7 protein-coding genes are annotated in these 12,285 nt (G+C 72.0%); 2 read left to right on the top strand and 5 right to left on the bottom strand.

The genetic code is table 11. The features are described from left to right. Positions 1-44 precede the first annotated feature (44 nt). Positions 45-1,460, top strand: a complete 1,416-nt coding sequence (locus tag ABEB09_RS29755) for a non-reducing end alpha-L-arabinofuranosidase family hydrolase (protein WP_345693003.1) — start codon at positions 45-47, stop codon at positions 1,458-1,460. A gap of 120 nt (positions 1,461-1,580) precedes the next feature. Here ABEB09_RS29755 and ABEB09_RS29750 read toward each other — a convergent pair whose 3' ends face one another. The 4 genes from ABEB09_RS29750 to ABEB09_RS29735 form a co-directional block, all read right to left on the bottom strand. Further along, a complete protein-coding gene (locus ABEB09_RS29750) occupies positions 1,581-1,859 on the bottom strand; it encodes a hypothetical protein (RefSeq protein ID WP_345693002.1) in 279 nt (92 codons plus the stop codon). Between the two features lie 183 nt (positions 1,860-2,042). Continuing rightward, the gene (locus ABEB09_RS29745; RefSeq protein ID WP_345693001.1) at positions 2,043-4,136 is read right to left on the bottom strand and encodes a bifunctional polysaccharide deacetylase/glycosyltransferase family 2 protein; all 2,094 of its coding nucleotides are present in this window, start codon (positions 4,134-4,136) and stop codon (positions 2,043-2,045) included. Between the two features lie 332 nt (positions 4,137-4,468). Further along, entirely contained in the window at positions 4,469-5,845 is a 1,377-nt protein-coding gene (locus ABEB09_RS29740; protein ID WP_345693000.1) for an acyltransferase family protein, read from the bottom strand. 172 nt (positions 5,846-6,017) lie between these two features. Continuing rightward, positions 6,018-7,868: a glycoside hydrolase family 9 protein gene (locus tag ABEB09_RS29735; protein WP_345694130.1), complete on the bottom strand. Its 1,851-nt coding sequence runs from the start codon at positions 7,866-7,868 to the stop codon at positions 6,018-6,020. A 1,051-nt stretch (positions 7,869-8,919) separates the two neighbouring features. Here ABEB09_RS29735 and ABEB09_RS29730 point away from each other — a divergent pair. Continuing rightward, positions 8,920-10,278, top strand: coding sequence for an MFS transporter (locus ABEB09_RS29730; RefSeq protein WP_345692999.1), 1,359 nt, complete (start codon positions 8,920-8,922; stop codon positions 10,276-10,278). A gap of 56 nt (positions 10,279-10,334) precedes the next feature. On the opposite strand, the gene ABEB09_RS29725 is transcribed toward ABEB09_RS29730, so the two are convergent. Then, on the bottom strand, positions 10,335-12,239 hold the full coding sequence (locus tag ABEB09_RS29725; protein WP_345692998.1) for a helix-turn-helix domain-containing protein: 1,905 nt from the start codon (positions 12,237-12,239) through the stop codon (positions 10,335-10,337). Positions 12,240-12,285: the final 46 nt, after the last annotated feature.

Here is a 12,285-nt window from a genome sequence, read left to right as displayed (position 1 = left end):
CACCCACCGCCCACCGGAAACACCCACTCAAGGAATGAGGACCCATGCACAGACGCATATTCAGCCGCAGATATCTGGCTATGGCGCTCGCCGCCCTGGTCGCGTCAGCGGCGACGCTCGTCGCCAACCCGGCTCAGGCGGCCACCAGCGGCGCCTTGCGCGGTGTTGGTTCCGGCCGGTGCCTCGACGTGCCGGGCGCCAGCCAGACCGACGGCACCAGCGTGCAGATCTGGGACTGCTGGGGCGGGAGCAACCAGCAGTGGACGTTGACGGACAGCAACCAGCTCACCGTGTACGGCAACAAGTGCCTGGATGTTCCGGGCCACGCCACGACTCCCGGGACCCGGGTGCAGATCTGGACGTGTTCCGGCGGTGCGAACCAGCAGTGGCGGGTGAACGCCGACGGCACGGTCGTCGGCGTGGAGTCCGGGCTGTGCCTGGACGTCAGCGGTGGCGCCACGGCCAACGGCACGGCGGTGCAGCTCTGGAACTGCAACGGCGGCAGCAACCAGAAGTGGACCGGCCTGTCCGCGCCGCCGGGCGACACGTGTGCTCTTCCGTCGACGTACCGGTGGAGCTCGACCGGTCCGCTGGCGCAGCCGGCGAACGGGTGGGCCTCCCTGAAGGACTTCACCACCGTGACGTACAACGGCAAGCGTCTGGTCTACGCGACCGCCTCTGACGGATCGTCGTGGAAATCGATGGGGTTCAGTCCCTTCACGAACTGGTCGGACATGGCGACGGCCGGCCAGACCCAGATGAGCCAGGGCGCGGTGGCTCCCAAACTGTTCTACTTCGCGCCCAAGAACATCTGGGTGCTGGCCTCAAATGGGTGGGGTACCCAATGGCCCTTCGTCTACCGCACGTCGAGCGACCCCACCAACCCCAACGGCTGGTCCGCGGCGCAGCCGCTGTTCACCGGCAGTGTCCCCGACGGCAGCGCGATCGACCCGACCCTGATCGCCGACGGCCAGAACATGTACATGTTCTTCGCCGGTGACAACGGCAAGATCTACAGGTCGACCATGCCGATCGGGAACTTCCCGGCCAGCTTCGGCTCGTCGTACACGACGATCATGAGCGACACGGTGAAGAACCTCTTCGAGGCGCCGGAGGTCTACAAGGTCCAGGGCCAGAACCAGTACCTCATGATCGTCGAGGCTCGGGGTGCGACCGAGCAGCGCTTCTTCCGCTCGTTCACGGCCTCCAGCCTGAACGGTCCGTGGACCCCGCAGGCCGCCACCGAGAGCAACCCCTTCGCGGGCAAGGCCAACAGCGGTGCCACCTGGACCAACGACATCAGCCACGGTGACCTCGTCCGCACCAACCCCGACCAGACCATGACCATCGACCCCTGCAACCTGCAGTTCCTCTACCAGGGCCTGTCGCCCAACATCCCGCCGAACACCCCCTACGTGCAACTGCCGTACCGGCCGGGCCTGCTCACCCTGCAGCGCTGACCTGCCCGATTCACAGCTCCAGGAACCCCAGCCGCACGTCGGCTGGGGTTCTTCTCTTCGCGGACTCTCATCGTCGGTACGGACCGAAGGTCAGCCGAGCAAAGCGGCGACGTGGGCCCCTCACGGACGAAAACAGGAACGTGCTCCAGCGGGGCGTCCACTTCGAGCGTCGTACCGCCCTCCAGCACGCGTCCGGTGGCCGGGGCGAGCCGGCGGACGCCGGACGTCCTCGGGGCAGTCGAAGAACAGCGGGCGCATCGGCGGGGCGCCGGTGCGGTGGGCGTCCTCGGACAGCCTCCTCAGGTACGGGCGCAGGCGCTCGCGCAGCAACAGGTGGTCGCGGAGCATGCCGTACGCCTCGTCCCCGTAGGACCAGACCTCGTTCGTCCCGCCGGTCATGTCCGTGGAGAAGGCGGGGTAGTTGGGCTCGCGGTCCCTATGCAGCCTGATGACGGGGGCTGAAGGTGCCGGCTGCGCGACGCGGGCGTGCACGTGACCGCCGTCGACGGCGACGAACTCGTCAAAGGCCGCGGCGGCCCGCGGTGCATGACCCGCCCCGTGTACGGTCGGCCGGGCGCGCACTTACACCGGCGCCGGATGCGGCTCCGCCGGGGTGATCGACCGGTTGCGCCAGCGGGGGCCGGCACCGAGAGCCGCGGTGGCCAGGGCGTGGATGGTGACCAGGCACAGGACCGTACGGTAGGCGATCAGCTGAAGAGGTACCAGCCACAGGTGGCGCAGGCTCTCGCCGTCCCGGTGGAGGGCGTAGGCCGCCAGGGCGAGTTGGGCGAGGCAGAAGGCGCTCCAGGCAATGACGGGTGCCGAGGTCGTCCCGGTGGTGAGTCCGTAGAGGGCGACGGCGTCCATGAGGGGGGCGGCCAGCGGCAGGGCGAGTTGGAACAGCACCAGGTAGGGCAGGGTGCGGCGGCCCAGGCGGCCCGCGACGCCGGTCTCCTTGACGGCGCGGCGATGTTTCCAGATGGACTGGAGGGTGCCGTAGGCCCAGCGGTGGCGTTGGTGCCAGAGCGCGGAGACGGTCTCGGGGACGTGGGTTCGGGCGTGGGCGTCGCCGCGGTAGACGACGCGCCAGCCTGCCCGGCACAGGGCCATCGCGATGTCGGTGTCCTCGGCGAGGGTGTCGGCGCTGATGCCGCCGCAGGAGGCCAGGGCCGAGCGCCGGAAGGCCCCAATGGCCCCGGGGACGGTCGGGCTGGCCCCGACGAGGTCGAACAGGCGGCGCTCGAGGCCGAAGCTCATGACGTATTCGAGGTGCTGCCACAGCGCGAGCAGGCCCTTGCGGTTGGCGACCTTGGTGTTGCCGGCCACCGCGCCGACCGAGGGGTCGGCGAAGGCGTCCGCGAGGCGTGCCGCCGCGCCCGCGGCGATCACGGTGTCCGCGTCGACCATGAGAATGATGTCGTGGACGGCGTGGTCGATGCCGGCATTCAGCGCGGCGGGCTTGCCCCGATTGGGCTGCGTGACCACGCGCACCCGCGGGTCCGCCACGCTGCGGGCGGCTGCCGCGGTGCCGTCGGTGGAGCCGTCGTCGACGACGACGATGTCGATGTCGGGGCAACCGCCGTCCAGCAGGGCGCGCACGCAGGAGGCGATGGTCGCCTCCTCGTTGTGGGCGGGGACGACCGCGGAGACGCGCGGTCGCGGCGCTTGGGACGGCAGGGGGCGATTGGCGGTACGCCGTCGGTGCGAGGCCGCTGCCGCGGCGAGCAGGAGCAGGCGGGCGGCGGTGAGCAGGGCCACCCCGGCCAGCACCCGGTCGAGGACCGGGGGAACGGCGAGCGCGGCCTGGACGAGGGCGATCAGCGCCGAGCCGTACCAGCGGTCGAAGGCGGTCGCCGGGGTGGTCTGGGGTGGCAGGCCGACCGCCTGCGAGACGGTGGTGAAGCGGTAGCCGCGGGCCTTGAGCGTGTCGATGATCCCGCCCAGGGCCGCGACGGTACGGGAGCGGTCACCGCCGCCATCGTGGAGCAGGACGACGGCCCCCTCGCCGTGTTGCGGCAGGGCGCCGCGCACGATCTCCTCGGCGTCGCGGGCCTGCCAGTCGAGCCCGTCGTGCGTGGACAGCACGGTCAGGTAGCCGAGTTCCCCCGTGCGCAGCGCCGCTTGCCAGTCGCGGTTGCCGACGGCGTCCGGCATGGAGGAGTAGGGCGGGCGCAGCAGGGTGGTGCTGGTGCCGGTGGCCCCGGCGAGGGCGGCGCGGCTGGCGGCGAGTTCCAGGCGGGTGCGCCAGGGCGGGGCGGTCGCGAGGTCGGTGTGGGTGAAGGTGTGGAGGCCCACCTCGTGCCCGGCGGCGCTCTGCTCGCGGACCAGTTGGGGGTGTTGGGCCACGTGCGCGCCGGTCACGAAGAAGGTTGCGGGGACCTGTTTGGCCGCCAGGACCTGGAGGATCTGCCGTGTCCACGTGGGATCCGGGCCGTCGTCGAAGGTCAGCGCGACCGTGCCCGCCGGGATGCCGAGGCTGACGGGGGTGGTGGTGCGTGCGTCGAGGACGGGTCCGCCTGAGGCGGCGGACTCCGGTACGAGATCGTCCGGTCCCCGGTCGTACGCGATGCCCCTGCCACCGTCGCCGTCGCCGCGCAGGACCGAGGTAGCGAGGAACAGGACCGCCACAAGGGCGGCGAGGACGCTGGCCAGGACCCACCAGTGCCCGCGAGGCACGGCCCGCCTCACCGTGCCGTCTTCACGCTGGCGGCGCCCGCGGGTGCCGGCGCGTGGGGATCGACGTAGAGAACGCCTGCCATCACGGCGAGGGCGAGCAGGCATCCGGCACACACCAGGGAGCCCACGGTGGTCAGGGCGCGATGGCGGCGGCCCCGGGGATCGTCGAATACAGGAGGGCAAGGCATGCGATGTGAGGAGTCGAAGATCACGTTGGGAGAACGAGCCTCATCCACGCAGGTCACAGGCCATGTGGCGAACGGGGCAACCCTGGGTGACGCGCCCCCGCGCCGATGATCGGCGGGCCCGGGATCGCGCGGCCCCAGCCGCCCTCACACCCGGATGTACCACCCACGCGCCACGAGCAGCCGCGCGAGCGGTACGTAGAACAGCAGCAGCCACAGCAACGCCCACACCATGCTCGCCAGCGGCCCGGGCAGCCACGAGGCGAGCCCGACCTCGGCACCCACCGTCCACAGCGACTCCTCCCTGCCGCGGTACCGGACCGGGATGTAGTTCAGCGTGATGATGACGAGCTCGGACAGGACGTAGAAGAACAGTGGGTTGCGGCCCAGAGCCACCAGCGTGTCGCCCACGAGTCCGCGCCCCCTCCCCACCCTGGGCCCGCCGGCACCGTCCGGGTCACCGGGCTTCGGCAACAGCCCGCCGTCGAACGCCAGCAGGACCAGGCCGAAGCCCGCGGTCATGATCCCGACGGTCACGAGGGCGTACGACGGGGTCCACAGGTGCTTGCCGATCGGGATGACCAGGCCCAGCGCGAGGCCGGCCCCGGCACACGCCGTACCGGTGGCGATCAGCGAGGACGCGCGCCGGCGAACGCCGCCGGTCACGCTGTAGCGCGGCTTGTTGCGGACGATGTCCATGCCGACGACGAGCCCCGCCCAGCAGTTGACGACCGCCACCAACGTCGACATGACGCCCTCCGGGTCGAACGCGGCCCCATCGAAGTTGTGCTGGACGCCCCAGAGGTTCGTGTCGACATATGCCTGCAGCGAGCAGTCCGCCACCAGCCCGCGGGCGTCGGCGCATTCGGGCCACGGGTTGTGGAAGGTGTACGTCCCGACGACCCAGAAGGTGGCGCACAGCAGCGGGAACCCGCCCAGCATGAACACCCTGGCCAGGAAGCGGCCGCCGGAAGCCGCCCGGCCGCCGGCCGGCAGCAGCGACCAGGCGCACGTGACGTACAGCAGCGCCACCACCAGGTACACGACGCCCAGGCGCTGCAACACACCGGTGAACCGCAGGTGTTCCAGGGTCTCGGGCAGGAACGGGTACGTGCCCAGGAACATACCGATCGCGTACAGCAGACCTGCCCGGCGCACGATGCGCAGCAGATGAGGGCGCCTGTCCGGTCGCCCGCCAGGATCGTGCGCGACTGGTGGCCGGAGGAAGGCGGACATGGACACCGGAATCGCCATCCCCATGATGAACAGGAACCCGGGGAAGACCAGGTCGGCGACCGTCAGCCCGAAGCCGTCCGCGTGCAGCATGACCGAAGCCGCGATCCCGGCCACCTGGCTGCCGACGAGGATCCGCAGGACGACGAGGCAGCCCCGGAACGCGTCCAGCCCATCGATGCGCCGGCGGGCAGGCGGAGCCTGTGTCCCCTCCATGACCAGCGGCGCCGCCAGGGTCTCGGCGGCCGTCGGTACGGTGCTCGGAACAACCTCCGGCCCCGGACCCGACACGACGCCTTGCCGTGTGCGGCCGACGTGGATCCGCGGACGGCGCCGCGCAGAAAGGCGGCTGACCACAGCCCCGCTCATCCATCCCATACGGCGTCCAACGACAGGGCGGTATCCGGGACACCAGTACCGAACACCGTGGCCCGGGGCCATCACCCGGACGCCGCAGCACGCCTCACTGCTCCCCTGCCCCGCTGCCGGAGAGGGCGAAGGCGAGCAGCGCGGTCGCCGTGAAGTCGATGGTGGGTTCGACGGTCTGCCAGGCGCCGACGCGGTCGATGTAGCGGGCGCCGTGACCGTCGAAGTCGCTCCACGGCCGGCCGGGGTCGGCCTGGCAGGGCCGCATGCCCGGCATGAACCCGTCCTCCTTGAACATGTACGCCCCGTTCGGGCCGTTGACGACGGCCCCGCGCAGGATGTCACCGGTGCCGTCCGGACTGCCGGCCAGATTGGCCACCGGGTGCTCCGGGCAGTGCGGGTAGACCTCGCCGACGCCGATCACGAAACTGCTGCCCCACGGGTTCGCGCCCAGGGCCCAGGCACGCTGCCGGGCGGCGAAGGCGTCGTACTGGTGCTCACCGGTCAGCCGAGCGTGGAGCATGGCCGTGGTGACCAGCCCGAAGGTGCGCGGGACGGCGTCGAAGTCCGTGTAGACGGCGCCCGCCCCGAACGGGTCCTGGCGGGCGCGGTCCGTGGCGTCGGCCAGCTGACGACGCAGATCCGCCTTGAGCGCGTCCGCCAGCCGACCGCCGCGGCCGGGTGAGTCCAGGAGTTCCGCGTGGGCGAGCGCGCTGACGTCCCCGACCGCGAAGGAGTCCTTCGTGTCGGAGGCCAGGTAGGCGCTCGCCCAGGTCCCGGCCTGGCGCTGCCACTCGGCGGCCCGCGCGTCACCCAGCGTCCGGGCCGCCCGGGCGAGTTCGGCGGCGCCGAGCTCCAGGTCGTCCTGCCACGAGTCCTCGGAGTAGAACGCGGCCGGGTAGGCGGTGACCAGAGGGCCCGCGGGCGCGGTGTCGGCCCATGCGTACACCGCGGTGGCCTTGTCGAGCCAGCGACGGGCGGACGTGGGGTCGGACTCCGCCTGGGCGGCGAGTGCGAAGGCCGCCGCGACCCGCCCGGCCAGATTGGGACTGATCGGCGCACCGGGCTCGTTGACACGGAAGACCGGACGGTGCTTGATCACATGGTTCTTGTCGCCCGGTGCTGTCTGCAGCGTGTCGTCGGCCTCCGGCAGGCGCCACAGATCGTGGTCGTTGCCAATGCCGTCGTTGCCCACGCCGAGGCCGACCTGCGCGTACAACGTCCCCGACTCTCCGTCCCACATCCGGTCCAGCCAGCGCACCCCGTGCTCCGCCTCCGCCGACAACCCCGAGGCGGCGGGCATCTCCCGCTGCGCCAGGAACAGCTGGATCACCGAGTAGGAAGCCGTGTGCGTGAACTTCAGGAAGTCCCCGGCGTCGAACCACCCGCCCGAGACGTCGACGGGGCCGCCGACCGGAGTCAGCCGGCGGTCCTCCAGCGAACCGCCGTCGGCGCTGAAGCGGGGCGTGGCGTACACGGTCGCCTGCCGGTCGTTCAGGTGCGAGGGCTTTCGCCGCAGGACGTCCGCGACGACCTCCGCGCCGTCGCGCTGGGCCTGGAAGAACCGGACGTTCTGCTCGACGAGGGAGGCCATCAGTTCTCGGGCCGGAGCCACCCGGAAGCGGGGGGAGGTGGCGGTCGCGGTTCCGGTGAGCGTCAGCCGGTAGGTACCGGGCGCGGTGAGCGCGGACAGGTCCACGGTGTGTACGGAAGGGAAGTCCTGATTCCAACTCCCGGTTCGGGGGCCGACCCGACCGGTCAGAACGGGGCGGTCCTGGCTGTCGAGCACCGCGAAGCCCGCGTCGGGGAGCGCATCACCGGATCCCATCACCATGGCGTGCTTTGGTGCGCCGGCGACGTAGCCGGCCTGGTCGACCCGGACAACCGCCTCGTTCGCGCCAGGTTCCTCAGTGAGTGCGGTCAGACCCCCGCCGACAACGGCGGCCACGGCAAGAACGGCGGCGGCCGAGAAGACCACCCCGCGTACACGACGAATGAGCACACACCCAACTCTGGCAGCTGCCACACGACAAAACGCTGAACAACGCCCGTCCAGTGCTCTTCCGCTGGCCTGTCGCCCATGGGGCGGCAGCGGCGGGCGTCAGTGCGCCCTGAAGGCACGACCGATGGCGGGGTCGCGGCGGTACAGCGGACGGCGTCCAGCGGGTCGTGCTTGGTGATGTCGACGAAGCCGTCGGGCCGGTTGTGGACGTCGTCGGCGAGGGTGGAGTCCGCGCTTCAGCCGTCGGCCTGGTTGCGTTCGGCGAGCTGGACCTGGGCTGGGCCATGCCGGTGTTCAGGCCGGCGCGCAGGCTGCGCGAGGTGACCTTGAGGCCGTTGATGCAGGCGAGGCCGACGGCCGCCACGCGGGCCTTGACCATGACGTCGACAGCCCGGCCAGTGAGGAAGACGCCGTTCTCGGCGGCGTTCTCGCGCCTCTTGAGGTTCCCGGACGTGGTGAGGGCCCGGAAGAGCGGCTTGTTCGGCAGGTGGGCGCTCTCGCCATCGGCCGGATTCTGCTCGTTGGCGCTGGCCTCGCGGAGCTCGCGGAGGGTCGGCGAGCCAGGCCCGGACTCGGGCGACGAGGCGCAGGTCCTCGCGGTCGCGGGCGAACCGCGCGCGGCCCGGACGAGGCGCCGGCTCTGCGCCGCGCGCGGCGTCCGATCTGCGACTCATGCCCGACTTCTACGCCGCGTAGTCAGGGCCAGGTCAGCACGGGAGGGGTCGGCACGGGTGGTGACGTGGGCTTTTGGTCGGCGCCAAACCGGCACGGGCGTCAGCACGGCACCTTCAAATCATGCCCGACCCGCGCAAGTCGGACAGCCCTCCTTGCCGCCTTGTCGAAGCCCTCATGGACGGGCCGGAGCCGCCCTCCATGGTGGGCGCGCGCACCCTGACGCCAAGAACTATGGTGTCCCGCCACATACGCCCCTGACCTGCACGTTCCTACGGTGTGGCGACACGTGAACGTCCCCGTCGAACGTCAGGAAGTGGTGCCGATGTCCTCCCCCGCTACCGCCCCACCCGCGCCGAACAACCTCCGCCGCATCGTCGCCGCCAGCCTCATCGGCACCACCATCGAGTGGTACGACTTCTTTCTGTATGGGTCCGCCGCCGCTCTGGTGTTCAACCAGTTGTTCTTTCCCGAGTCCGATCCTCTGGTCGGGACCCTGTTGGCGTTTCTGACGTACGCCGTCGGGTTTGCGGCGCGGCCGCTCGGGGCGCTGGTGTTCGGGCATTACGGGGATCGGCTCGGGCGCAAGAAGTTGCTGGTGGTCAGCCTGTTGTTGATGGGTGGGGCGACCTTTGCCATCGGGCTGCTGCCGACGCACGCGACCATCGGGAGTGCCGCGCCCGTGCTGTTGACGGTGTTGCGGCTGGTGCAGGGGTTTGCTCTCGGGGGTGAGTGGGGCGGGGCCGTGCTCCTCGTGTCCGAGCACGGGGACGCCGCACGGCGTGGGTTCTGGGCGTCGTGGCCGCAGACCGGCGCGCCCGCCGGGCAGTTGCTGGCGACCGGGGTCCTGGCCGCGCTCACCGCGACGCTGTCGGATGCGGCCTTCACCTCCTGGGGGTGGCGGGTTCCGTTCCTGCTGTCCGGGGTTCTCGTCGTCGTCGGCATGTGGATCCGGCTGTCGGTCGACGAGTCGCCCGTCTTCAAGGCCGCCCTCGCCCGTGCCGAGGCCCGCAGGGCCGAGGACGCCGTCGTCGAGCGGATGCCGCTCGTCGCCGTGCTGCGCCACCACTGGCGCGACGTGCTGATCGCCATGGGTGCCCGCATGGCGGAGAACATCAGCTACTACGTCGTCACCGCCTTCATCCTCGTGTACGCGACCACCTCGGCCGGGCTCAGCAAGCAGACCGCCCTGAACGCCGTCCTCATCGCCTCCGCCGTGCACTTCGCCGTCATCCCGGCCTGGGGCGCGCTGTCCGACCGGATCGGGCGGCGGCCCGTCTATCTGATCGGCGCCGTCGGCGTGGGCGCATGGATGTTCCCCTTCTTCGCGCTCATCGACAACGGCGGCTTCGGCAGCCTGCTGCTCGCCGTGACCGTCGGGCTGGTGCTGCACGGCGCCATGTACGCGCCGCAGGCCGCCTTCTTCGCCGAGATGTTCGCCACGCGGATGCGGTACTCCGGCGCCTCCATCGGTGCGCAGTTCTCCTCCGTCGCCGCCGGTGCGCCCGCGCCGCTCATCGCGACCGCGCTCCTCGCCGACTACGGCAGCTCGACGCCGATCTCCCTGTACGTCATCGCCGCCGCGCTCCTCACCGTCGTCGCCATCGCGTGCGCCCGGGAGACCCGCCATCGGGAGTTGGACGAGGACGAGCAGGTTGCGGTGGAGGCTTCCTCGGCGCGGTGAGCCCGCTCCGGTTCGACGGCCGGCCGCCCCTCGGTGGCCGGCCGTCCGCCGTGCGGTCAGTCCGTGAGCGCCGGGGACATCGTGTGCAGGCGCAGGGCCAGCTGGATCTCCAGGGCCCGTTCCGGTGACTGCCAGTCGGGGCCCAGGAGGTGGCCTATGCGCTCCAGGCGCTGGGCGACCGTGTTCACGTGGACGTGCAGGCGGTCCTTCGTGCGGGCCGGGCTCATGCCGCTCGCGAAGTAGGCGTCGAGGGTGCGGACGAGGTCGGTGCCGCGGCGCCGGTCGTACGCCACGACCTGGCCGATCGTCCGGTCCACGAAGCCGTCGATGTCGCGGGTGTCGGCGAGCAGCAGGCCCAGGAAGCCGAGGTCCTGGGCCGCCGCGCCCTGGCCCGCGCGACCCAGCAGGAGCAGCGCGTCCAGGCAGCGGCGGGCCTCCGCGTAGGCGGGGGCGATCGCGGCCGGGCGGGCGGCGGGTGCGTCGAGCGGGGCCGAGGCCCCCACGGTGACGGGCTCGCGCAGGGTGCCGGCGAGGTGCCGGGCCGTCTGGCGGGCGACGTCGGCCGCGGTGTCCCCGGCGCCCAGCGGCAACAGGAGGACCGCGCCGCCGTCGCGGGCGGAGGCCAGGCCGTGCCGGGTCGCGGCCAGGTGCGAGGCGGCGGACCACAGGCGCCGGCGGTCGGCGCCCGCCCGGTCGGGGCGGTCCCCCGGGCCCTCGACGCGTGCGGCCAGCACCACGTGGGGGCCGTCGAGGTCGGCGCGCAGCCGGGCGGCCCGCTCCTTGAGGACCCGGCGGTCCCGGTCCGGTGCGTCCAGCAGGTCGTCGAGGAGTTCGCCCCGTACCCGCTGCTCGGCCTCGCCGGCCGAGCGGTGGGCGAGCAGCAGCAGGGACGTGACCATGGCGGCCCGCTCCAGGGTGCGCTGGTCGACCGGGTCGAGCGCGGCGTTGCCCCGCAGGACCAGCGCGCCGAACACCTCGCCGCCCGCCGACACGGCGGCCACCCAGTCGTCGCCGTGCCGCACGGCCCGGCCGTCGGCGGACTCGGCCGGCGGTGGGGATTCGGTGAACTCGACCGTCCCGTCGAGGACTTCCGAGAGGGCGTCCGCCACGTCCCGGACGCCGCCGCCGCGCAGCACCAGCTCGGTGAGGCGGTCATGGACGTCGGAGGCGCGCTCGATGACCGCGCTGTGCTCGCGGATGATCTCGTTGGCGCGCTCCAGCTCCGTGAGGGCGGTGCGGGTCTCGGCCAGGAGGTTCGCCGTGTCGATGGCGACGGCGGCATGGGCGGCGAAGGAACCGAGGAGCGCGACCTGTTCGCGTTCGAAGACCCGGGCGCGCCGGTCCGCGGCGAACAGGACGCCGATGACCTGGCTGCCGAGCATCAGGGGGACGCCGAGGATCGCGACGAGTCCTTCGTCGCGCACGCCCGAGTCGATGGCGCGGGTGTGGCGGAAGCGGTCGTCGTCGAAGTAGCTCTCGGTCACGTAGGGCCGGGCGGTCTGGGCGACGAGCCCGCCGAGACCCTCGCCCATGCCGAGGCGCAGCTGCTGGAAGCGGGCCGAGACGGAGCCGTCGGTGACCCGCATGTAGGTGTCCCCGGCGACGGGGTCGTTGAGGCTGAGGTAGGCGACCTCGGTGCCCAGCAGGGAGCGGGCGCGCTGCACGATCGCCCGGAGCACCGCGTCGAGGTCGCGCAGGCCCGCCAGGTCGTGGGCGGTCGCGAAGAGGGCGGACAGCTCGGCCTCCCTGCGGCGGCGTCCTTCCAGCTCGGCGCGCACCCGCAGCGCGCGCTGCTTGGTGCGCTCCAGGGCGGCCAGCGCCTCGGGCCCGGCGCCGGCGGCCCGGGCGAGCAGCACGGGACGGTCGTACGCCTCCACGGCCGCGCCCCGGGCGAGGAGGTCCAGGTAGGAGTCCTGCTCGGGGTCGTGGCCCGGGTCACCGGGGAGCTGTTCTTCGGACATGGTCAAGGGATACCTGCCGTGGCCGGGGGCGCACCAGCCCTGTGGA

The organism is Streptomyces coeruleoprunus, from assembly GCF_039542925.1.
Lineage (GTDB): Bacteria > Actinomycetota > Actinomycetes > Streptomycetales > Streptomycetaceae > Streptomyces > Streptomyces coeruleoprunus.
The sequence above is the reverse complement of the archived record's forward strand: the minus strand, read 5'-3'. Positions and strand labels throughout refer to the sequence as shown.